Source organism: Enterococcus sp. 5B3_DIV0040 (genome assembly GCF_002140755.1).
Lineage (GTDB): Bacteria > Bacillota > Bacilli > Lactobacillales > Enterococcaceae > Enterococcus_D > Enterococcus_D casseliflavus.
In genome coordinates this window covers 478,816-501,304 of record NZ_NGLC01000002.1, presented here as the reverse complement: position 1 = coordinate 501,304, position 22,489 = coordinate 478,816, and the positions used below count along the sequence as shown (strand labels likewise).

Here is a 22,489-nt window from a genome sequence, read left to right as displayed (position 1 = left end):
TTTCTTGTCTTAGTGTTCTCTTTTGGTGATCATCTCACTGACTTGCTGGCCACTGAGGGTCACCATCGGCATGCCGGCACCTGGATTGACCGTACCGCCAACGAAGTATAGATTGTCGTAGCGTTCGCTGTGTTTCGGGTGTTTAAAGCCATGATTTTTCTTGCGGTTAGAGACCGTGCCGTAGATGGCGCCACGATGTGACAAATAATTCTTTTGGATGTCTTCGGGTGTCCAGCGGTCTTCATACACGATGTGCTTACGTAGATCCGTTAAGCCCATGTTTTCCAGCTTGATCAAGATCCGTTCACGAAAGGCATCGTATTCCGCTTCCGTAAAGGGCTTATCCTGCAAATAAGGGATATGAGGCAAGATTTTGATGTTCTCATGCCCTGCCACTGTTTGCGAAGGATCGGTTTTGTTGGCATTGACCAAATAGATTGTTGGATCTTCTGGCAGCTGATGCTGATGGAAATTTTGATCAAAGTTTTCTTTTGAGGCATTTGAAAAGAAAAAGTTATGATGCGCCAATTGCGGATAGGAGGTTTTGACCCCTAAGTGCAAGACAAAACCCGAACTTGCTGGTTCAAATTTTTCTTCCAGTCTTTGAGTAAAGGTCGGCGCTTCTTCTAACAGCTCTTCATAGGCCGGGATCACTTCCATGTTGGAAACAAAATAGTCGGCTTCGATCAACGTGCCATCATCCAAACGAGCGGCACGGATCTGTTCCTGTTCAACGATCAATTTTTCCACTTTGTGTCCCGTGTAGAAGGTCACACCGATCTCTTTTGCTAAGCGAACGATGCCTTCGGCTAAACGGTGCATCCCGCCTGGCACGTACCAGACACCTTGGGCATGCTGCATATAGATCATCATGTTCAAGACGGCTGGAGCGTCATAAGGAGATGAGCCGACATACTTGATAAAATAGCTCAGCATGTCTTGCAGCTGCGGATTGCTGACACGTTTTTGAATGGCATCATGCATCGAAGAGAAATAATCAAAGCCTTTCAGCGCTTTGATAACGCCATGATACTTCAAGATTTCTTTCGTGGTATCTAAGCCTTTCTCAAAATAGCCTTTTTCTGTGATTGCATAAATCTTTTGCGCATAGTCCAAAAAGTCTTGGTACTCGGCCATGTCTTTTTCCGACAAGTGCGGGTTTTCCTTTGCCATACGTGCAAGATCGCCATAGAGATCGATCTTGGTGCCGTCAGGAAAAAAGGAGCGCCATTCCAATGGCAATCGGCGAATCGCAACATAATCCGCCATATCGCGATTGCTGCCAGTAAATAATTTTTCGAAAATCTGCGGCATCGTCAAAATCGAAGGACCTAAGTCAAAGCCGAAGCCGTTTGTTTCCAGTCGGTTCAACTTGCCGCCTAAGTGGTGATTTTTTTCATATAATGATACATCAAAGCCATTTTGGGCTAATGAGACCGCCGCTGATAGACCACCAAGTCCGCCGCCGATCACTACAACTGTTTTTTTCTCTTTCATTGAATTGCTCCTCGTTTGCTTTAATGAACGACCCTATTTAGCCAAACCTTCTCGTCAAAACAGACGGTTGCGTCTCACTGCAACTGCGTGTCTTGGCACTGTTTTGGCATTGGCAGCTTGAATCAAAGGATCGTTTTTCTAGATAATTCTATAGTATCACACCTTTGAAAAAATGACGGGGATGAGCCTATTGGTCAACTGATGCAGCTTTGTCTGCGACCATGATTTCAGCAAATGAAAAAACAACCTGCTGGCAAAAAATGGAAACCCAGCAATTTCGCCCAATTCGGAAATATTCTTTTTATAACAAAAATTATCAGAATATTTGAACATTTTTGACGTTAATACCAGCGAAAAACAATTCTTCGTATGGTTACGAAAAAACGCGTTTGAGCCAATTTGGAATATCCTGTACATTGAATATAGCGAAAGTCCTTCCCCCAATCCTTTTAAAAAAACAAACGGACCTTCTCAGTAAGACATTGCTTAACAGTGACTGTTTTTGATAATGACACGTATTGTCGCTTTTTCCTAACACTTATAAGGAGTATTGATATGAACTTAAAAACGATCCAATCAGCCGAAGAATATTTAAACTTTTTTGACGAAGAATTTATCCACTCGCCCTGTTCTTATACCCATCCGAAAATCTTTAATTTTTATCTCTCTTTGCGCCAACGATTTTTGGCGGTCTATGAACAAGACGAGGGTACTTTTTTCGAAAAAATGTCGTTGCTATTAGATATCGACGCACAGCTGCAAATACTAAAAGAACTTTATGTTTTAAAAATTTCTTCTTTAAACGAGTATGCGGAAGAAGAGATCATTCAGCTGACGGTCAAAGACAAAACCTGTTTCTATCGGGAATTGACCGGTCTTCAGCTAAACCAAAAGGCGCCTTGGAGTTTGATTTACTTAAGTGAAGCTCAATGAGTTCGCCCACATCGACCGATTGAATTGAAAACCGCTGGTTCCAAAGGCTTGCATCCGTACCTGATGCACTCCCCACTTCCCCTCCCCACACTCCTGCACAGCTGCGGAGAGTCAAGCCATTAAAAAAGAAAGCATCTTTCCTTTTCACTGTTTAAGCGGTGAAGGAAAAATGCTTTCTTTTCATGTAAAAGGCCCTTTCTAGCAGCTCTTTAGGTCAAAACATAATGGGAAACTAGAAGAGGTCTTTTAAGGCAAATTGGCGGGTGACGTTAGGATTGATCCGTTCAAGCAATCGATTCCAGTCAGAAGAAGAAGGGATCGTTTTGAAGACGATGCATTCTACGATATCTCGAAATTCGGTCGCATGCTCGGCATAGTTCGTCACTAGCAGATCGATGGTGTTTTGTTCCAAATACTGAGCATTGACTTCCCCTGAGTCAGGATAAAAGACTTGATGAGATCGGCTAAAATAGCGGTTAGACCAGCCTTCAATGTACTGAACGATATTGTTATTTCCTTCGAAGATAAAGGCGATATTTTTTCGGGGAAACCAATGACGTTCTCGAACAGACTCGATATAAATCACTAAGTTTGCACAAAAATCCGTCAGATACTCTTCAGAATAAAGGTTGTGGTACTCGCGACTATTTTCTAAAAACTCTCGGTAAGCAGCAAACTCCTTAGGAAAGGTTTTCTTAATAAACGCATTCACATCATAGATATTGCGATTGGCAGACGTGGATAGGCACTCCTTCAATTTGGCAGAGGTAAAAAAGGATTCAATCAGAATCTCATCCTCTTTGGGCTTTTTCGACGATACATTCAACATCTGATAAAAATCGTTGGTCAACGTGCGGATCTCTGTCCAATGATTATACGAAAGACAAAACTTTTGTTCGACGATCACATTTTGCAGTTTTTTCTTTGTGATAATACTAACAAACAAGAAGATAAGTTCATCGTTCGTCAATCGACATTGAAAGTACTTTTCAATGACCTCATTGATTCGTTGAAAATGCATCAGCTGAATACTGTGTCGCAAGGTGTGGTACAATTCGGCGTTGATTTGCACAGTCTTACCTTGCATAAATCGCTCAAGCGAAATATAGAGCAGATACGTGTATTGTGAAAACGAAACGGTGTGGTAACTATTTTTGTCAAACATCCTGCCGATTTCCGTTACTGCCTGCTGGACCGCAGCTGGCGGAAATACAGTGTGGGGGGTGCTGTCCGTTTCATAAAAAAAGGTACAGAAGAAATTGCGGATATCTGCTTCTTCCCCAACGATATTCACAGGATCTAATGCTAGCTGGAGATCAAAACGTGCCAGTTGTTCATGAATGCGCTGCAAGTACTTCGATAAGGTACTCTTAGATAAAAACAAGCAGTCCGCCCACTCATCGATCGTCTTTAACTCTCCAATAAAAATATTTTCCAATAAAATAAAGAGCGGTTCATTCGCTAAAAGCGAGGCTTTTTTCTTTTCATACTGTGAATAATCAAATAGTTCAAACGAATAGCCTTGATTGGTGGAAGTGATCAGGATCAGCCCACAGAAATACTCGTTGATCTGACTGATGTCTTTGCCAATCGTCCTGGTGGTACTAGTTGTTACTTCAGCCAATTGACTGGCACTGCAAATTTCATTTTTTTCAAATTCACTTAGAATCTGCAGCCATCGGACGGTCGATTTGCTTGTGACAAAACTCAATTGAAAATTTTTCAAACATAAGCTCCTTACTAAAAAATTTCTTTTTTGCGGCTAAATTACGCATGAAAGGCGCCTAAGCAGTCTCATTATATCGGTTTTCATCCTACATAAAAAATCGGTTTTTTCATAGCCTGATGAAAAAAAGCGTTGTTTCCAGACTACTGTTGTATAACAATTATTTTATCGGCTATTGAAAATAGTGCAAGGATTTCGCTTTTGCTTTCCTCAGAGACCACCTAGGGCTGATACGCATCTTGCTTCATGCTTGAAAAAGCTGCTGCGTGAAAAATCGACTATGTTTTCTTTATTTGTCTAAATGTGTCTGACATGATGTTTAAAAGCTGCTCATATTGAGATTCTTGACTTGTTTTTTTCACCTGCACGTTAAAGTCCTGTTCAATAAATTGTTTGGGTATCAACTGATCCATTTCTATTTTTGAAAGCCGCTCAGTACACTCCGCTAGCAGTTGGTAATCCTTTGCGAGTGTTTGCGGCAGCTTGTATGTTTGAGTAAAAAAAGAATAGCGTGCAGTCTGTTGAATCGTTAGTGCCACCTGTTTTTGAATCAAATAGTACAATTTTTCTAATTGCGTATCCGTGACGGATCGTTCATCATTTCGTTCAAATAATTGACAGTAATAGTCTAAAAATTCACTATTAGCCATCACTGTCTCAAAATCCGTTTTATTTATTCTCATAAAATGTTCCCCTCTTTTTCTATTTTATGCATCACTGTTTACGACGTTCTTTTCGTTTGTCAGAAAAAAGAGCAGCTCATTTATCTCTTCTACTTTTTTATGGTTAATCATTTCTTGTTAGTTCTTTTCAACGATCAACACTGATAGAAAAAAGGATTAGACTTATAATTGATGCACTTCCTGATTATTCGCTCCCCTACTTCGTTAGCAAATTTTTATTCGTAGGTGTAACAACTGTAACGATTTTGCTTCTCCGCTCGTCACCAAGAGCATGCGAATCGACCATTTGTGCTGCTTGCTGACCGATCTGCTCACGCCAGTTTATGGATTAGCAACAGTTGCGGTTATGTGAAAATTATAAAGAATCTATGCACGATTTTTTTAAACATTTTTTCGGTTTTCATGAAAAAAAAATTAAAATCGTTGCTCTCGAAAAAAATGACTAGAAAGAAACAAAAAAAAGAAAGCATCTCTGATACTCTCTTTTTTGACTATTCTTATTTTGTTAAAAAAGCGATTGGATCGACCAATTGCGCTTGGCTCAAGCTAGGTGATGCACTGACTTCAAAGTGCAGGTGTGCGCCTGTGCTATTGCCCGTACTACCCATGAGGGCAATCGTTTCTCCTTGTTCCACTTGTTGACCAACCTTCACAAGGTTCTGTTGATTGTGGGCATAGAGTGTCGTCATCCCGTCCTCATGGAGAATCGCTACATAATTCCCCCAAGAAGGATGAACCTCTGAACGGATGACCGTTCCAGATTGACTCGCCAGGATTGGGGTCCCAAACGCTGCAGCAAAGTCAACGCCCCGATGAAAGCTTCCCCAACGTGGGCCAAAAGTAGAAGTGACAACGGCTTTTTCAACAGGAAAAAGATACGTCTCACTTGCGGCCACATCAGGTTTTTTCTGATCATAACGGGTCAACGCATAGGCTTCGATCAAAGCTGTCAGCTTTTGATCATACGTCGTATCTGTGGCATACCGACCAGTCAAATAACGGGCAGCCTCTTGATAAGAAGCCGCTTCTGATTTCCATACGCCTTTATAAAAATCAGACTGCTGCCCGACCCCCTCTTTCAACAAGTGTGCATAGTCCAGCAATGACTCTTTGTAGCCAGTATATTGGCGGAACGTTGCCGTGATCGTATAGTGATTTCCCGTACCATCATCTTCTTGTGTCCGAAAAGCGACACCCTGTCCTTGATAGGTTCCTTTGATACCAAAGAGATTGAAGTACGGCGCCTGACTCAGTCTGCTTTGCCCGCCACCTGACTCTAAAATAGCCTGTGCAATCATGACAGAAGCGTACAAATCATTTTTCAAGCCGATTTCTCGGGCATCTTCACCAATTTCTTGGATAAAATCCCACACTTCTTTTACTGGTGTGACCGTCAAGGTCGTTTCGCTACCTTGCTGCGGTGTCGGATCGGATTGACTTGGCGCGCTCGGTGCTTGGGTACTTGGTGGCATGATCGGTGACACAGCCGCAGGTGTTTCTTGACTTGCATCACTGTTTGCTTCTGGTGTCGGCTTCGTTTCTACAGGTTTTGACGGTTGGGGCTTCTCTGGCTGCGTCTCAGGTTTGGGTGCTTCAGGCTGTGTTGGTTTTTCTGGTTTCGGTGCTGGCGTTGGTTCTTCTGGCTGAGAAGGCTCTGGCTTACTCGGTAGCTCTGGTTCTGGCTCTGGCTCTGGTTCTGGTTCGGGCTCTGGGGTCGGTTGGGGAACTGGGGTTGGTTCTTCGGTTTGCTCTGTTCCCTCCGGCGCTGTCTCAGATCCTTCTGGTACACTTTCTACAGGTACCGATCCTTGCTCAGAATCGGGCACTTGTCCTTCCACTGCTGGAGCGGTTTCTTCGATCGTCCCTGCTGTGCTGCTGTCACTTGCTTGTGCAGCTGTTTCTGATGTTTGGGTAACGGTCGTACTTTCTGATGCAACAACCGCAGCTGAAACTGGCACACCAGCTAAAAGTTGTCCGCAAACCAAAAGAAGCGCTACCCCTTTTTGCGAATGCTTCATAGGCGAAATCCTTTCTCTTTCTTTTTCCTCTTAACAACCTCTATTGAAAAAACATCTTGCCATCCAATTAGTAAATAAATATCAATTCTCTTTTATTATACTACGCTTCGTTTTTTCGACTCAAGCAAATGACTCCCGCCCTAGCAAAAGAGAACGAGCTTTTGGAGAATGGGTCTACTGGTAAAAGATCAGGTTTTGCATCCAACGCATTGTCGATCCTCGGCTTCAGCAGTTTTTTTCTGTTGCCTAAGATCCTCTGGCGTCATCAGAAAAAAACACTGTTGTTCAAATAGGCGGCTGCCCGTTGAACAACAGTGTTTCAATTGTCTCTTCTTGCTCCATTGGCTTTTTATCGAGCGTTGGGACCCTTTCTATTCATGCTTCATTTTTCTCAAGTTTATGTATGATTTTTGGCAATTGGTTTCTCAGGTCCTTGCTATACTTACTCTGAAGAATTGATATTCTTAGAAATTTTCTGCTGGCAGTCAGAGTCTTCAAGGGACTATGACTAAAAACGCCGAACAGTTGAAGGTTTCATTATCTGTGCAAATGATTATGCTATAATTATTGAAACTTATTTTGTTGGAGGCTGACATGAAAACATTTCAATTAAAATTCATGCGAAACCGCACGTTGATTCGCTGGCTGCAATTGTTAAATGAATTTGAGAAAAGTCCCACCCGTACATTGGGAGAACTTGCTGAAGTGACCGAAAGCAGTACCCGTACGTTGATTACTGACATCGCTAGCCTGCGAGAGCACTTTAAAGGGGCGATTGCGATCCATACAGCAAAAATCGGGTACCTTTTTGAAGTAATCGATCAGGATAGGTATCGAAAGCAAAAGCAAGAGTTAGTAAATGATGAACCGATTTTCCAAATTTTAGAGAGTATTTTTTATAATGAGCAGCAGTCACTCCTTGATTGGAGCTTAACGCTTAATATTTCTGAACAAGCACTGATCAGCTATTTCCGAAAAATACAGCCTTTTTTATCCCCTTTCGGTTTAAAAATCAAAACTGACCCCGTCTCTTTGGCAGGTTCTGAGATCGATATCCGGAAATTTTTCTGTCTTTTTTACTACGAATCTGACATTAATGTCCACACGCTATTCCCTTCGATCCATGTCCAAGATGCGGTGATGGAAATCACTGATCTTTTGGAAACGAAGGCCTTACAGAGCTCTTCGTTTTCTTATTTTGCTTATATCCTTTATATTAGCGTAGAGCGCAGCAAACGTGGTTTACTTGCTGCCCCCTCCCCTCAACTCAAGGAGCTGATCAAAAAAAATGATCTGCTGTTTGATTATGAGGCGCTAAAAACCATTATTCGGCGTTATTTTCATTATGAATTCCCTCAAGAAGAAGCCGTCTACCTTTTGACGTGTATCATTTGTCGCCGCAAAATCAACACCGACCTAGCAGCCAGCGAAGCGTTTTGCCCCAATTACAACCAATGGCCAGAGATCAAACAGATCACTGCAGATTTTTACGCACAAAATCGTGGGCATAGTTTGGATGAACAAAAAGACTTGCTTTGGCTAGAATCTTTTTTCATCGTTGTCAAACTCCGTGAATTGTTATCGCCAACGATGAATATCAATATTGACGACCTCAATGACTTTGTCCAAGAAAAGTTTGCCGCAGAATTTGCGAAAAATCGTCAGTTTCTCCTTTCCCACCCGCTTGTAAAAAATCTCTATTCTCTCGATCATTTGGATGATTTTTGTACAAGCCTCACGTTCCATATGGAAGCAATTATTGAAGAAAATTGGGGCAAGCCGCGAATCATTGCCGTTATTTTTGAAGGCAATGAATATGTTTGCGAGCATGCCGAAAGCATTATCCGAAAATATCTAGGGTTTTATCATGAAATGTACTACCCTGATTCAAACGAACTTTCCCATGAGTACTTAAAGGAAAAAAATATCAACTTGCTGATCACCAACTACCCTGAATATGCGACGGAGTATTTGCTGGATGTCGAAAGCGTCTTATTAAAATCGATACCTGATGCTGCCGATTGGAATCATCTCTTGAATCGGATCAATCCAAGGATTTTGCGATTAGTTGTACTTGATAATACATGACGATACCAACCATCCGAATAGAAAGAAGCACAAAAAAAGCAGCGAAGCGTTGGCTTCACTGCTTTTTTGCGTTCCATTCGATTCAAGACCACTCTACTGGCGATCAATTATTTTTGCTGCCTGCTGCTTATTCGGCAGCTTCAATATCTTTGGCGATTTTTGCGACATCGATCTCCCGCTGCAAGTAGTCTTGATTGTCGATAGGAAAATGCTGACGAAATTCGGCTAGTTCCATCAATTCGACTTCACCAGCTGCCACTTCAAAGTCTAAGACATGGCCAGCAAATGTCCGATCATCACTAATAAAATGCAGGTGGAAACCAGCAGCCGCAGCGCCGTGGAACAACAGCGGGGTAAAGAATCCGACGATCGTTCCGCTGATATTTTCTGTCTGAAATTCGGGCTGATGCTGGATGATCTCAATGAATTTTGGATATGGTTTTTCTTGCTTTGGGGCAACGCGGACGTGCATCTTGGTAAATACCCCATGGATTTTGACAGCGGAAAACAAATTCGGGCTGACTTCGGTCAGGACGTGGTTTTTCACTTCTTCATCGGTCATTTCTTGGCTAACCTGCAGGTGCTTCGCCGCAGAAAAATCAACGACTGCCGCATAGGGGGTTCCTTCATTGCCTTGGAGCACTCGCACCTTGCCCGACTCGTCTACATGGTAGATTTCACCATCTAAAATAATCACTTCACCATTGGAGCCAGCCAATGTACCGATCCCAAAATCGCCATATTCAAGCATTTTGCCGATTTGCTCCGTGCCATCCATTAAATCCTGCATCAACCCACCTAGGGTGCCATGCTGATATAAATAACTTTTGTTTTTCACTTTCATCTTGCTGCTCCTTTGGTCTTAATAAAATTGATCAGGTAGGATCGTTTTGCCCAGATCGGCATTATCTGAATAATCCACAGGGATATCAATGATCACTGGACCATTCGTTGCAAAGCCTTCTTCGATGGCTGCCATCAATTCTTGTTTAGTGGTTGCCCGTAAACCTTTGGCACCAAATGCTTCGGCATATTTTACGAAATCAACGGGTCCAAAATCAACCCCAGAAGCACGATCATATTTCATTTCTTCTTGGAATTTCACCATATTGTAGGTACCGTCATTCCAAATCAAGTGAATGATGTTTTGTTTCAAACGGACAGCTGTTTCTAACTCTTGGGCAGAAAACAAGAAACCGCCATCGCCAGATACAGAGATCACTTGAGTATTTGGTCGCACGAGCGCTGCAGCAATCGCCCATGGCAAAGCGACCCCTAAGGTCTGCATGCCATTACTAAAGAGCAGATGCCGTGGCTCATAACTACGGAAATGACGGGCCATCCAAATGTAGTGGCTGCCGACATCCACCGTTACCGTCATATCGTCGGTCACTTCTTGTTGCAAAGCATCAATGATTTCCAGGGGATGCAAGGTATTGTTGCTGCCTTCGACATCCGCTAGTTTTTCATTGAGTTTGGTTTGCAGCGTCGTTAAATAGTTTTGAGCGTCTTCGGTCAAGTGATACTGATCGATGGCTTTTGATAGTTGTTCAATAATTTTCGCGATACTGCCCATCAGTTCAACTTCTGGCTGCATAAATGGATCGATCTCCATCGGTACTTCATCGATGACGATCACGCGGGCATCTTTTTCCGCATTCCAGTTGCGAGCTTCGTATTCGATCGGGTCGTACCCTACAGCAATCACTAAGTCGCTGCGTTTCAACAGCATATCACCCGGCTGATTGCGGAATAAGCCGACGCGGCCAAAGAAATGCTCTTCTAATTCACGAGAAATGATCCCAGCGCCTTGGAAGGTCTCTACGACGGGCAACCCAGTTTTTGCAACTAACTGACGAATCGCTTGTGTTTCTTTCACGCCTGAAGCCCGCATCCCTAAGAGTAAGACAGGCAGTTTGGCTTCTTTGATCCGATCGACGAGTGCCTGGATATCTTCTGCATCGGCACTGCCTAATTTAGGCGAAGATAGTGGTTTGATCGCTACCCCTTGAACGGTTCCATCTGTCACATCTTGAGGAATGGATAAAAAGCTCGCCCCTTTTTTCGCTGTTTTTGCGATGCGAAAGGCGTTGGCAATACTTTCAGAAAGGGTTTCAGGATCTTGGACTTCACTGCTGAATTTCGTGATCGGCGCAAACAACGCCGCGTTATTCATGCTTTGGTGGGTCAATTTTGAAAGGTCAGAACGCTTCACTTGGCCTGCTAGTGCCAAGACGGGATCACCTTCGGCAGTTGCCGTGACCAACCCAGTTGCTAAATTACTGGCTCCTGGTCCGCTTGTTGCAATGACGACTCCTGGCTCTCCTGTCAGGCGACCGATTGCTTGTGCCATAAAGGCCGCGTTTTGTTCATGTCGTGCCAAGATCAACTCTGGTCCTCGATCACTCAACACATCAAACACGCCATCGATTTTTGCACCGGGAATCCCAAAGATATAAGGCACCCGATGGTTTTCTAAACTTTCAACAATGATTTCTGATCCTTTTGCACTCACTGTATTACCTCTTTTCAAAAACTGTATTAATCACAATACATATAATAGCACTTTTTATTTATTTATCAACGAAAAACACTTATTATAATCTGTATTATAAAAGCGAGTTTTTTTAGAGAGCGTTTGCATCTGCTTCAGACTGCAGGTGTACGTCTTTCAATTTTTCCGACAAAAAAAGGAGTGGATCGCTCCACTCCATACATCCTTTTCTGTATCAGAACACCGCTTAAAAAGAATCTGCTTTCGTCGGTTTCTTATTCTGCAGGGACATTTTTTTCCGTCAGCCAACCGACAGCCAGTGTCATGGCCGCTCGTGCGGCTTGGGTCTGATCCATCGCATTGACCATCACAAAATCATGGATGATCCCTTGCATCCGTGCTTGGGTGACTTCCACGCCAGCTGCTCGTAAATGCTGCGCATAGGCTTCCCCTTCATCCCGCAAGACATCTGCTTCGCCTGTAATGATCAACGCTGGCGGCAGATCGGCTAACTCCTCTTTGGTCGCGCGTAGTGGAGAAGCGGTCATTTGATCCCGCTGTGTTTCATCCGTCGTGTATTGATCCCAGAACCATTGCATGCCTTCTTTGGTCAGAAAATAATTTTCACCGAATGCTTCATACGAAGGCGTATCAAAGCGGGCATCTGTCACAGGATAGAACAATAATTGCTGTGCGATCGGAATGCCGCCACGGGCTTTCGTTAACAAGGTCATAACGGTCGCCATATTCCCACCTACGGAATCGCCAGCCACGGTCAAACGGCTAAGGTCTAAGCCTTTGACATCGACAAATCCCGGTAATTGCTGCAAGACCGCATAATTTTGTTCGATCGCCGTTGGGTATTTTGCTTCTGGTGAACGACTATATTCAGGAAAAATGACGATCGAGTTGGTTCGTACCGCCAATTCACGGATCAATTTATCATGAGTCGCGGCACTACCGAAGACCCAGCCCGCGCCATGGAGATAATAAATGACAGGGAGAATCGCATGATTTCCTTCAGGACGAACAAAACGAACATTGATGGTCCCCCATTCGCCTGTATCTACGGTCTGATCTTCTATCTCAACCGCCAATTTATTGACGGGTGACTCTTGGACTTGTTCCAATAGTGCGCGCCCTTCTTCTGGCGGTAATTCATAGATCCGTGGGTGCGGTGCATTTGCCTCACTAAATTCAACGGCTGCTTTTTCCAACGAAATTCTATCTGTCATACGATTCTCTCCTTTTGTTTGAAATCGTTCGTGTTGACCTTAAGGGTACCACCAAGTCATTCTGATGCAAAGAATCTTGCTTCCTTCTGCTTCCAAGCATTTCGCTCGACAAAAAAGGTGGTTTTTGCACTCTTAACTGCCTTGCCTTCATCACCGATAACTGTAAGACACTCGCTGTGTAAACTTCCCAAAAAACTGAAAGGCGTAGGTAAGTACGTATGAAATTCACATTAGATGAAACACAAAATAACCGTCTGCTCGCTGCTATTTTTCAAGAACTCGCTGTCATAGTCTTTGATCCGCAAAAAGAAGTTGTTTTCGCCAATGCCAACATGACGGATATCCTAGGTTATAGCCAAGAAGAAATCATTGGCTTGCCGCATCGGACCTTTTGTTTTGACCATTATGCTGCCAGTACGGATTACCAAGCTTTCTGGAATCAACTGCTTTACTCAAAGCAACGGTTTCAAGACAAAATCATTCGGAAAAACAAACAAGGAGAAAAACTGATTTTAGAAGGGATCTACTTCCCTGTCCTCGATGAGCAGCAAGAAGTCGTCAACGTCGTCAAAATCGCTTTTGACATTACCCAAAGAGAACAAGCCTTAGCGGTCACTATCAAAAAAGTGCAAGAAAGTGCTGCTTCCCTGACACGACTTTCTGCCAACGGACACCAGCAAGTCGATCATTTGTCAGAGAACTTGGCACAAGTCAAACAGCTGTCTGATCAAAATCAAGCAACGACCCATGCCTTAGAAATGGATAGCCAACAAGTGACAGCAGTGCTGCATGACATCGACCGCATTGCACAACAAACCAAATTGCTTTCCTTCAATGCTTCCATCGAAACGGCACGGATCGGCGAACAGGCAGCTGGCTTTCGGGTAGTTGCGGATGAAATGCAAAAATTAGCTGAACAGACCAAGCAGTTGACCCAAACCATTGCCGCAACCATGCAAGCCATCAACCAACAAGCCTTAGTCGTGTTAGATAGTGCCGATTCGACGACCATGAAAATCAGTGATTCGCAAAAAAGCCTCGCTGCCGTTTTGCATTCTTACGACACGCTGCGAACGACGGCCAGTCTTTTAAACGATGAAGCCGAGTATTTATCAGAAACCAACGACGCTGAGTTGGAAACCACATGAAGTGAAAAAGAGCGCCGCTGTTTGCGACGCTCTTTTTGGTTTTCTAACTAAACAGTTGATTCCTGATTTGACTGCCCATTGATCCTCCGCCTCAGCACTAGTCAGCCCCCCACTCTTGTAGCAATTTCTGCAACTCTTGTAAAAAAGGTTTGGTTGCATAGCCCAATGTTTGAATAGGAATACGGTATTCCTTTTGAATCACCAAAATACTACCAAAGATTTTATGTCGAATCTCAAAGGAAAGATTTTTCCAAGTACTCCAGGAAAAACTGGCTGTTCGTTTTTCTTTCCTTTTATACGTGCACAAATACACTCGTTCGACACCAAAAAGTAGACCCGCATCCGCTTTCTTGCCAGTCATCTGTGCCGTTAGCAGTGCCAGAGGCGTCTCCGTTTCAGGCACTTGAAAACTGGTAAGGACTTGTCTTTGCAATTGCTGCGGCAACACTTGTTTTTCTCCAAAGAAATAGAACAAAAAATATTGCTCTTGCAAAAAAGCATTCAAACGAGTTTGTCGCTCGTTGTCCGGATCGAGTGGCGCCCATTGAATCAAAGACGTCTGATTCGTTGCCGATTGCTCTGACTGCTTGTGATCACTTGAACCCCCAGCCGTTGGCGAGTTTCCCAGGGGAAGAGGATCCATCGTTTGGTTGGCATCAGCTGACTGACTGATTTTCTTCAACAAAGCAGCAAGGTGCGTCAGCGCAAGCTGTTTTTCTGTCATAGGATTGGCATGCGGGCTTTTGGTATGATCGAAAGATTGTTTTATGACCATTTTCCCACGACAATACAGACAAATCGCCGTGCCAGCGTCCCAGTTGACTTCTAGTTCTCCTAGGCAGTGGGGGCATTGAATCGGAATAATATCCATTGAATTATCCTTTCGTTTCGATACAGGTATCGGAGCTATCCGTTGTAAAGATACGGATCGTATTCCAGCTGACAAACACCAGCAGCACTAGCAGCGATAAGCCATAAAAATCAAAATACCAAGTCAGGATTGCTAAAAAAAGAATCAAGGCAAATTCATACGCCATGTTTTCCAGACCGCTGTAAAATACTGTCTTTCGGACGAGTTTCTTCCTACGGGCTTCAAAAGCTTTCTTCACAGCAGCCGTTGATCCATCCGACTGACTCAACGCCTGAGAAAGTTCTGCTTTGAATCTGCCGTACTCTGAGAAAAACTTGACCTCTGGTACGAGCAAGAAATACCAAGTCGCAAGACAAGCAATCAGCAAGATAACCGCTGAAGCGAGCAGACTAAAGGCAACAGCAGGCATTAAAAAGCCACCAAAAAGAACATTTAAAAGGGTCCCTGAAATTATTCCGAATGAAAAAAAGGTATAGCAGAACTGCCATAGGACACTACTGGTTTTGGAAAAACTTTTTTTCACTTGCACGAGCTGTTCACATTCAGGAAGCTGGGTTGGAAAAAGACGTTCAGCATCGGTGCCATCAGCCACGAAAGAATAGGTTTGGTTTCCGTACTTGAATTCGCCAATGTAATAAGGAAAATACAGTTTTTCCGTATCACATTGTTTCGGAAAAAGAGTCAGTTGAACCTCATTGGCAACCTCTGCTCCCACCAAATGGTCTTTGGCTTTTGCTTCAAAGATTTCCAATAGATGGGTATCAGAGAGTGCTGCTTCTCTGGAAATATCAAAGGGCAGCACCTGAACGTCTTGGCTAAGTGCCGAAAACTGCTGCATATCCGTGCAATAGGCGTCTCCTTTTTGAAGATGCAGCGGCAGCTTGCCATTGATACTGTAATCCGCTTCTTTTTGGGTATCCGTAGGGAAATATTCATTGAAAACCGTTGTGTTCCCGCTGTTATGTAAAGAAATGTCGGCAGTAATGCGCCCACTCTCCCTCTGCTGTTCCTCGTGGACATAGCTCCCTCTCACTTGCGCATCATAAGCAATTTGAAAATAATACATCGGGATAAATACACGTTTTAGATGAACCATCTCTAGCTCAAAAAAGATACTTTCCGAGATGGTGTCTTGCCAGGCTAGTTTATTTTTCAACGCAGCTTCACATGCCTTTTCATCATAGGCAAACGGATAAAATCCTTCTTTGACGGGTCCTTGAATGCGTGGCAACTCTTTCAGCGAGACGACTTGGTTTGTTTGTTCCTGGTTTTTTTGTTCTGGTTTGATCAACAGCTCATTCAAGCAATACTGACAGACTGCTTTTCCTGAGTCCCAATCAACTTCTAGACGCCCTAAGCAACTGGGGCATTGGATTTGTGTGATTTTCATTTTTTCTCCTTTTTTATGAATCATTTTTTTCAACAAGATGGCTTATCAAAAAAACCGACGAATGTTCCAAATAAGGGTAGCGATCACGACCACATAAGCGAGTGTATCGAGCCATTCAGAAAGTTTCCTGATTCTTGCAAGGTGCTTCCCACGCTTCTCGTAGTTTGCTAACAAAGCTGCCCCGGCCGTTTTCTTACCTAATAATTCTCTTTTAAGCTCATCTCTAAATTTTTGGACTGTTTTGAGATACTGTTCTTTTAGAAAGTGCAACACTATCCCCGATACTACCCAATAGACGGCAGTTGGCAGGGAACTCATGACAATCCCCCCTATGACAGCTCTGAACACTCTTCCTAGAGGGATCCATTCAGAAATGAATAGTGCAAAGAACAGCAGGAGCACACCTAACGTAAAAAAGAGTACGGAGGACCAGCCAAAAACCTTGCGAGCTTTTGAAAAATTCGCAACCGTTTGTAAGGTTTCTTGGCACTGTGGGATAATCGGCAGCTTCATTCGGTCAGGATCTTTGCCGTCGATCGCAAATTCAAAGGATTGCTCTTGGTACTTGAAGGTGCCCATATACAGGGGAAAGTAGAGCTTTTCTGTAGCACAGCTGATCAGGGAAAGATCTAGGTGCAGCTCTTTTAGATGATCGGCAGATTCTTTCTTCTGAATCACGGCATTCGCATGGGCTCTCAGTTCCGCTTGTTTTTCAGAACCAAAGAGCGCCTGCTCTTGCTCAATATCAAAGGGAAAAACATGAATAGCATGTGCTGAGACTAGCTGTTGAAATTCCTTTTGATCGGTACTAAAGTGCGGTTTTCTTTTCATTTCATCATTGACCTCGAAGCTCTGAGGAATTTCTTGCTCGATCACCTCCGAACTGCCGCATTGATAGAGCCTGATCTTCTCATCTGGATGGTCGCCGCGCTTCTTTTCCCACGTGGTCGTATGCGAGCCGTCCCAAGCAATGGAATGGGTATCGTAGCCAAAGACCCCCTCCCAGTGCATCGTATAGGTCACCTGAAATTCATAAATCGGAATAAAATATCGTTTTACCTCGCTGACTTCAAGATGAACGACAATGTCCTCAGGAACTGATTCCTGTTGGATCAGCCATTTTTTCAAGGCATTTGCTACCTCGTCTTCATTAAAGGTAAACGAATAAAACCCTTCTTTGACTTCTTGAAAAACTACGGGAGCTTGTTCATTCGAAGCTTCTTGCGTTTGTTTTGGCGGCGAATGTAGGACTGACTTCGTTAAGCAATACTGGCAGACTGCTTTTCCTGTCTCCCAGTCAACGGTTAACTGACCCAAGCAGCTGGGACATTGGATTTGTGTGATTTTCATTGCTTCTCCTTTTGCACATACTGATTTTCTTATCAATGAAGTGGCTTGGTTGCAAGTGAGGGGGAATATCTTTTATAAGGTGTTAGTTGGGGGAAGCAGCGAAGGAAAGCTGCTTGTTTGCAGGTAGTTGCTCGCTCTCATCCGTTTGTTCGAAACATTTTTTCCAGTGATGAAGCAAACAAGTGTATTTGTACCAAGAGCTGTTTATCCAAAAAAACAACCGCAAACGAAAAACAACTCTTTTCTATATCATTTTATAATAAAAAATACCTTAAATCTATTTAATATTGATAAAAATAATTGCTAATTTGCTAGTTGAGCTTCTTCCGTACGCTCAGCAACCCTTACTAGTCGGTTATTGATGGCGGATACGTTAGTAAAAATGTTATAATTAAAATATTCACAAGAAAGGAATTGAAAAGAGTTATGGGGATGTTTATTTTTGTTATTGGTTTTTTGACAATGGTTGTAAGCGGAATCTTTTTTATTCTTGGATTGATCAAGAAAAAGCCGCTTCGCAACAAAATCGTTATTTTTATGGGTGGTTTTCTCTTATTGATTGGCGGGGCACTATTGACTCCTGCAGCAACACCGGAGCTTCACGTAGATGAAGCAGAACTGTTTACGAATGAGCAAGGCGAAGCGGCGATCACTGGGCGAACCAACCCAGAAGCGCAACTGACGATCAACGGGGTGGAGGTTTCGCTGGCGGACGAAACATTTTCTTATGCTGTCCAACTGGAAGATGAAGAGGAACAGGAATTTACTGTCCAAACCTCCATGGGTGGAATCACTAAAGAAGAGGTCGTCACCGTCAAACCTTCTCACGCATTTCTAGCGAGTTTGCAAGCTGAAAAACAAGAACAAGAAGCACTGGTAAAAGCCGAGACGGCACTGGCTCTTGCCGAAACCCAGCCAAACCAAAAGAATTACAACGAAGCCGTGACGCTGATTCATGCTTTAAGTAAAACCTACGAAGATTTCGCTACTCAGCTCGCGGTAGTTGAAGACCATCTTGCCATCGGCAAAGCCCTTGATACCGCTGAAGCTTCTCTTGAACGCAGTGATTTCGATCAGGCAAAAGAATTAGTCGCACAAGCGGTTTTGAACAAGGAAACGTTTGAAAGTCGGTTATCCACTGTAGAAACCAAGATTTCTGAGAAAGAAGCAGAAGCCCTCGTTGCAGAAGCTGTCCAAGCGGTGGAAGCAGCAGAGGCGGAACCGACAAAAGACCGACTCGCTCAGGCAGAGGATGCCGTCGCTCGTCTCAAGACCCCCGATGAGGAATTAGCTGCTCGAACGAAAACAGTGGCGCAAACGATCACTGCCAACGAACAAGCAGCTGCACAAGCTAAGGCGGAGGAAGAACGGCAGGCAGCCGCTGCTGTGCCAGAACAAAGCCAGCCAGCCGCTGCTAGCAATCAAGGCCAAACGTCGGTCCTCGTGACACCAACAGGTTCGAAATACCATACGAGAAAATGCGGCAACGGTACCTACACGCCTGCAACTTTAGCAGAAGCGCAAAGTCGCGGACTTACTCCTTGCGCAAAATGTTTTCCGTAATAGCCACTAAATTTTGCAACGAAAAAAGACAAACCTCAGTTTTGTCTAAGGTTTGTCTACTGTCTGAAGCGGTTGTCTCGTCGGAGGCAGCCGTTTTTTGTCACTTGCTAGTTTTCCTCATACGAAAACTTGTACTCGTTTTGTTCGTCATCGATCAGACGCTTGTCATTGTTGTCCACCATCTTGAATACTTTCTCAAAATCATCGCCAGTCATGCGCACTTCCTTTTTCTCTTGATCAATGATCACTTGGGCATTGGTCACTTCAAAGGTGTGCATAGTGCCGATGTCTGCCGCAGTCAGTGCTTTGCTTTTGGGAAACTCTGCTTGCAGTGTTTCGTTGATCTGCACTAATTGCGTCTCTTGTTCTTTTACCAAGTCCGCAGGTTCCTGATTCGGATCGACCAAAAAACTCAACGTTTTATTAACGGTGAGCTTTCCATCTTCCAAAACGTACAAGGCATTTTGTTGATGACTGTTGCTATTGGTCAATACTTGATTCGCAGCTGCAGAGTCAACCCCTGAGCTGCTGCAGCTTGTCAAGAAAAATAGTGTCCCTAAACAAACGGCAGCAAATATTCCTCTACCTAACATGCTTTTCGTTTTCATTTTTTCCTCCTCGTTGCCCCTAATTTTGTTTCTTTGATGATTTTTCCGCAATCCGCGGATTTGGTTTCCTACAGATTAAAGTGCTTTTAGTATAGCATAAATTATTTGCTTTTATAGCTATTTTTTATAGTAAGATTAATTTTACGCACAAAAAAACCAACCTTGTTGAAACAAGATCGGCTTTCTTTAGGATTGATTCGTTGAGACCTTTGAACGCTCTCGCTGGGGTATGATCGTTGCTTACTGTCCAATCAAGCCGACAACAAGTCCTAAAACGATCACTCCTAGAAACCCGTTCACAAGGTGCAGCCCGACTAATTTGCGGGACTGTCCCGAGTAAACAGCCATCACGAAGGTGGCGACCCCATAAACCCCTAGCCACAATAAGCAAGCGACTTGCAAGGAGGTCATCAGCCAACCATCATGATCGAATGTTGCAAACCAATAGACGACTTGATAGGTCGCTGCTGATAAGAGGATCCCACCAACGATCGTGCCGCCAAAGGTAAAGAGCATGTCACCGGTCGTCATCTGCTGATCAGCCATCTTCTCTGCCATTCCTGATTCTTTCGCCCAAAACTTGCCCCACTTATGCATCGGATTGTAAAGCAGACTTTCCACCACGACCCAGCTGAGGGTGCCGAAAATCAATGTCCAAAAATTAACCATTTTCGTTTTCTCCTACACTTTATTTTATCGTCACATTCCTGAGAACCGAAGAAACAACCGAACGCGGGGTTCCTTCCCCATCAGTTTATGTCTTAAGGGACGTTTCTTCAACTTTTTTCACTGGTTTTCTCAATTTTTCGATGGTTCCAATAAAAACTAAGAAAAATGATCGTATACAATAATGCGGTGAAGCCAGTGACCGCCAACGGGTTAGTGATCAAAATACCGACAAACAGCAAAATCAGTGCAAGGATCGCCCCACTCAAGAAAATCGTATAGCCCATTTTCTTCTGCTTGCGTACCAAAACAAACGCCGCCGCACTAATCAACAACCAAATCAGCAATACAGTATAAGACAGGGAGCCTGCTAGATAATTGAAGAGTTTGTCGCCTAAAAAGTAAGAAAGAACGACCCCAAGATATAAAGTACCGCTGCAAAACATGATCGCTCGTTGGGGCACGCTGTTTTTATTCAGCATCGTAAAGCAGCTTTTTTTCTGGCCATTGTTGCTTAATCGGAAAAACAACGTTCTTGAAGAAGCATAGACTCCAGAATTGATTGACGAAAACAAAGCCAAAATAATCACTAAATTGACGATGTCGGAGGCAAATGGGACATGGATTTTTTGAAACACCATCACAAAAGGACTGACATTTGGATCGGCTAATTGATTCCACGGATAAATGATCAGTAAAAGAAACAAGGGAATGATGTAAAAAGCGGCAATCCGCGTCATCACTCCTTTGATTGCTTGCGGGATCGCTTTTTTGGGATTTTCCGCTTCACTGATCGTAATGGCTACTAATTCAGAACCGCCGTACGAATAGATTACGACCAGTAAAGAATTGATAAACCCTTTGAGACCATGGGGGGCAAAACCACCATAGTCTGTCATTTGTCTCATCGTCGGGAAAAAGCCCAAATCAAAGACTTGCGTGGCAACCAGATAGAGACCCACCAAGATCAACGCGATCACCACACTGATTTTGGCCCAGGAAAGCCAGTATTCCGTTTCCGCAAACAAGCGAACCGAAAACAAATTGATGGTGGTCGTGAGCAGTGCCAAAATCAACACAAAGATCCAAGCTGGAATATTGGGAAACCACAACTGCAAAAAGCTTGCGGCAGCAACTGCTTCGGCGATGATGTTGATCATCCACATTGACCAGTAGATCCAGTCGATGAAATCGGCTGTATGCACGCCAAGATATGGCTGGACTAAGCCCGAAAGGCCATGTTGTTTTTGGTCAGATAAGACCAACTGTCCCAGTCCTGTCATGACGACAAATAAGATCAGCCCGCAAAAAATAAACGCCAGCAAGACCGCAGGCCCCGCTAACTGGATCGCTTCACCGCTGCCCTTGAATAGGCCAGCACCGATGGCGCCACCTAGTGCCAACATAGTGATATGTCTGGTTTTCATCTGCTTTTTTAATTGATTTTTTTCTGTCATAGGTTCCTCCTTGAAAACCGTTGATCCTCCATACAAGGTGATTCTCTCATTGTCGCTATTTTTAATTATATGAATGATTTTTTTTAACTACCTCATAGAGAATACCAGACGCTTCTGCTATTGCAACTAAGAATTGAAAAAATTATCTATTTTTTCTGAAAATTCTATCATCCTCTAATCTTTTTCACCTAAATCAAATCTTGGCGAGCTTTTCTCTAAGTGAATGCACGAAAAAAGCCATCTCCCAACTTGCGGGAAATGACTTCCTGTCCTTTTTTTCAAGCAGGCTTGATGATCAATCAGTCGTAACCAACTCGTCTTTGACGGCGTCAGGGAGATCTTGTTCGGTCACCTCTTGATACGACTCCACATGTTTGCCCTTTGCATCAAGCTCTAGGTAGGCATTTTCTTTTAGCTTTTGTGGTGCCCAAAACGTGATTTTTATCTTTTGCCCATCTTCATTGACCCCTTCTTGTGTATATTCGTAGGAATCGTGTTCTTGCAACACGCCATACTCGTCGGATGTTTTGATATAGACCTTTTTCTCCGGTACGAACGGATTGAAACGATCCACCAGCTGAACCAGTTCGCTGGAATCATCTTTCGTAAAATAAGACCATGTAACCAGTGTGACGGTCCCGATCGTTAACACGAGCAGGATCATACTAATTGCTTTCTTCAAGTGATTGTCCTCCGTTTTTTCTATCTACCTTCAGTATAAAAAAACAAGCGATAAATATAATCAAACTTAAGGCGTATTTT

General features: G+C 43.5%; 18 protein-coding genes. 4 read left to right on the top strand and 14 right to left on the bottom strand.

Features of this window, described 5'->3' with window-relative positions; genetic code table 11:
• Nucleotides 1–9: 9 nt before the first annotated feature.
• On the bottom strand, nt 10–1,497 hold the full coding sequence (locus A5883_RS14670; RefSeq protein WP_086338919.1) for a phytoene desaturase family protein: 1,488 nt from the start codon (nt 1,495–1,497) through the stop codon (nt 10–12).
• Between the two features lie 555 nt (nt 1,498–2,052).
• Between A5883_RS14670 and A5883_RS14660 the strand changes: the two genes are divergently transcribed.
• On the top strand, nt 2,053–2,430 hold the full coding sequence (locus A5883_RS14660) for a DUF7006 family protein (protein ID WP_086338917.1): 378 nt from the start codon (nt 2,053–2,055) through the stop codon (nt 2,428–2,430).
• A 232-nt stretch (nt 2,431–2,662) separates the two neighbouring features.
• On the opposite strand, the gene A5883_RS14655 is transcribed toward A5883_RS14660, so the two are convergent.
• From A5883_RS14655 to A5883_RS14645, 3 genes are all read right to left on the bottom strand, one after another.
• Entirely contained in the window at nt 2,663–4,156 is a 1,494-nt protein-coding gene (locus A5883_RS14655; RefSeq protein ID WP_176324011.1) for a helix-turn-helix domain-containing protein, read from the bottom strand.
• Nucleotides 4,157–4,434: 278 nt separating this feature from the next.
• Nucleotides 4,435–4,839: a hypothetical protein gene (locus A5883_RS14650; RefSeq protein WP_005226727.1), complete on the bottom strand. Its 405-nt coding sequence runs from the start codon at nt 4,837–4,839 to the stop codon at nt 4,435–4,437.
• Nucleotides 4,840–5,336: 497 nt separating this feature from the next.
• Nucleotides 5,337–6,857 (bottom strand): peptidoglycan DD-metalloendopeptidase family protein, encoded by a 1,521-nt coding sequence (locus A5883_RS14645; RefSeq protein ID WP_086338916.1) that lies wholly within the window; start codon nt 6,855–6,857, stop codon nt 5,337–5,339.
• 594 nt (nt 6,858–7,451) lie between these two features.
• Between A5883_RS14645 and A5883_RS14635 the strand changes: the two genes are divergently transcribed.
• A complete protein-coding gene (locus A5883_RS14635; protein ID WP_086338915.1) occupies nt 7,452–8,945 on the top strand; it encodes a helix-turn-helix domain-containing protein in 1,494 nt (497 codons plus the stop codon).
• Between the two features lie 127 nt (nt 8,946–9,072).
• On the opposite strand, the gene budA is transcribed toward A5883_RS14635, so the two are convergent.
• The 3 genes from budA to A5883_RS14620 all read right to left on the bottom strand — a co-directional run bounded on the left by budA (nt 9,073) and on the right by A5883_RS14620 (nt 12,674).
• The gene (gene budA, locus A5883_RS14630; protein WP_010748584.1) at nt 9,073–9,789 is read right to left on the bottom strand and encodes an acetolactate decarboxylase; all 717 of its coding nucleotides are present in this window, start codon (nt 9,787–9,789) and stop codon (nt 9,073–9,075) included.
• 18 nt (nt 9,790–9,807) lie between these two features.
• Nucleotides 9,808–11,460, bottom strand: coding sequence for an acetolactate synthase AlsS (gene alsS, locus A5883_RS14625; RefSeq protein ID WP_086338914.1), 1,653 nt, complete (start codon nt 11,458–11,460; stop codon nt 9,808–9,810).
• A gap of 254 nt (nt 11,461–11,714) precedes the next feature.
• A complete protein-coding gene (locus tag A5883_RS14620; protein WP_015508776.1) occupies nt 11,715–12,674 on the bottom strand; it encodes an alpha/beta hydrolase in 960 nt (319 codons plus the stop codon).
• Between the two features lie 218 nt (nt 12,675–12,892).
• Between A5883_RS14620 and A5883_RS14615 the strand changes: the two genes are divergently transcribed.
• Nucleotides 12,893–13,822: a methyl-accepting chemotaxis protein gene (locus A5883_RS14615; RefSeq protein ID WP_086338913.1), complete on the top strand. Its 930-nt coding sequence runs from the start codon at nt 12,893–12,895 to the stop codon at nt 13,820–13,822.
• A gap of 97 nt (nt 13,823–13,919) precedes the next feature.
• Here A5883_RS14615 and A5883_RS14610 read toward each other — a convergent pair whose 3' ends face one another.
• Genes A5883_RS14610 through A5883_RS14600 form a run of 3 tightly spaced genes read right to left on the bottom strand, consistent with a single transcriptional unit; the run spans nt 13,920 to nt 17,433 of the window.
• Entirely contained in the window at nt 13,920–14,693 is a 774-nt protein-coding gene (locus A5883_RS14610; protein WP_086338912.1) for a hypothetical protein, read from the bottom strand.
• Nucleotides 14,694–14,697: 4 nt separating this feature from the next.
• Complete coding sequence (locus A5883_RS14605; protein WP_086338911.1) at nt 14,698–16,083, bottom strand: hypothetical protein; 1,386 nt, start codon at nt 16,081–16,083, stop codon at nt 14,698–14,700.
• A 45-nt stretch (nt 16,084–16,128) separates the two neighbouring features.
• Entirely contained in the window at nt 16,129–17,433 is a 1,305-nt protein-coding gene (locus A5883_RS14600) for a hypothetical protein (RefSeq protein WP_086338910.1), read from the bottom strand.
• A 426-nt stretch (nt 17,434–17,859) separates the two neighbouring features.
• Here A5883_RS14600 and A5883_RS14595 point away from each other — a divergent pair, with 426 nt between their 5' ends.
• Nucleotides 17,860–18,996: a serine protease gene (locus A5883_RS14595; protein WP_086338909.1), complete on the top strand. Its 1,137-nt coding sequence runs from the start codon at nt 17,860–17,862 to the stop codon at nt 18,994–18,996.
• A 107-nt stretch (nt 18,997–19,103) separates the two neighbouring features.
• Here A5883_RS14595 and A5883_RS14590 read toward each other — a convergent pair whose 3' ends face one another.
• The 4 genes from A5883_RS14590 to A5883_RS14575 all read right to left on the bottom strand — a co-directional run bounded on the left by A5883_RS14590 (nt 19,104) and on the right by A5883_RS14575 (nt 22,391).
• Entirely contained in the window at nt 19,104–19,604 is a 501-nt protein-coding gene (locus A5883_RS14590; protein ID WP_086338908.1) for a hypothetical protein, read from the bottom strand.
• A 240-nt stretch (nt 19,605–19,844) separates the two neighbouring features.
• Nucleotides 19,845–20,273, bottom strand: coding sequence for a DUF1761 domain-containing protein (locus A5883_RS14585; protein WP_005226702.1), 429 nt, complete (start codon nt 20,271–20,273; stop codon nt 19,845–19,847).
• Nucleotides 20,274–20,380: 107 nt separating this feature from the next.
• Complete coding sequence (locus A5883_RS14580) at nt 20,381–21,727, bottom strand: amino acid permease (protein WP_086338907.1); 1,347 nt, start codon at nt 21,725–21,727, stop codon at nt 20,381–20,383.
• 295 nt (nt 21,728–22,022) lie between these two features.
• Nucleotides 22,023–22,391: a YxeA family protein gene (locus tag A5883_RS14575; RefSeq protein WP_086338906.1), complete on the bottom strand. Its 369-nt coding sequence runs from the start codon at nt 22,389–22,391 to the stop codon at nt 22,023–22,025.
• Between the last annotated feature and the right edge of the window lie 98 nt (nt 22,392–22,489).

Bases quoted from the DNA above. Each gene is read 5' to 3' on its own strand.
- A5883_RS14645 (WP_086338916.1), bottom strand. From the start codon at position 6,857: ATGAAGCATTCGCAAAAAGGGGTAGCGCTTCTTTTGGTTTGCGGACAA.
- A5883_RS14575 (WP_086338906.1), bottom strand. From the start codon at position 22,391: ATGATCCTGCTCGTGTTAACGATCGGGACCGTCACACTGGTTACATGG.
- A5883_RS14580 (WP_086338907.1), bottom strand. From the start codon at position 21,727: ATGACAGAAAAAAATCAATTAAAAAAGCAGATGAAAACCAGACATATC.
- A5883_RS14635 (WP_086338915.1), top strand. From the start codon at position 7,452: ATGAAAACATTTCAATTAAAATTCATGCGAAACCGCACGTTGATTCGC.
- A5883_RS14620 (WP_015508776.1), bottom strand. From the start codon at position 12,674: ATGACAGATAGAATTTCGTTGGAAAAAGCAGCCGTTGAATTTAGTGAG.
- A5883_RS14650 (WP_005226727.1), bottom strand. From the start codon at position 4,839: ATGAGAATAAATAAAACGGATTTTGAGACAGTGATGGCTAATAGTGAA.
- A5883_RS14615 (WP_086338913.1), top strand. From the start codon at position 12,893: ATGAAATTCACATTAGATGAAACACAAAATAACCGTCTGCTCGCTGCT.
- A5883_RS14610 (WP_086338912.1), bottom strand. From the start codon at position 14,693: ATGGATATTATTCCGATTCAATGCCCCCACTGCCTAGGAGAACTAGAA.
- A5883_RS14660 (WP_086338917.1), top strand. From the start codon at position 2,053: ATGAACTTAAAAACGATCCAATCAGCCGAAGAATATTTAAACTTTTTT.
- A5883_RS14585 (WP_005226702.1), bottom strand. From the start codon at position 20,273: ATGGTTAATTTTTGGACATTGATTTTCGGCACCCTCAGCTGGGTCGTG.
- budA (WP_010748584.1), bottom strand. From the start codon at position 9,789: ATGAAAGTGAAAAACAAAAGTTATTTATATCAGCATGGCACCCTAGGT.
- A5883_RS14590 (WP_086338908.1), bottom strand. From the start codon at position 19,604: ATGAAAACGAAAAGCATGTTAGGTAGAGGAATATTTGCTGCCGTTTGT.
- A5883_RS14670 (WP_086338919.1), bottom strand. From the start codon at position 1,497: ATGAAAGAGAAAAAAACAGTTGTAGTGATCGGCGGCGGACTTGGTGGT.
- A5883_RS14605 (WP_086338911.1), bottom strand. From the start codon at position 16,083: ATGAAAATCACACAAATCCAATGCCCCAGTTGCTTAGGGCGTCTAGAA.
- A5883_RS14595 (WP_086338909.1), top strand. From the start codon at position 17,860: ATGGGGATGTTTATTTTTGTTATTGGTTTTTTGACAATGGTTGTAAGC.
- A5883_RS14600 (WP_086338910.1), bottom strand. From the start codon at position 17,433: ATGAAAATCACACAAATCCAATGTCCCAGCTGCTTGGGTCAGTTAACC.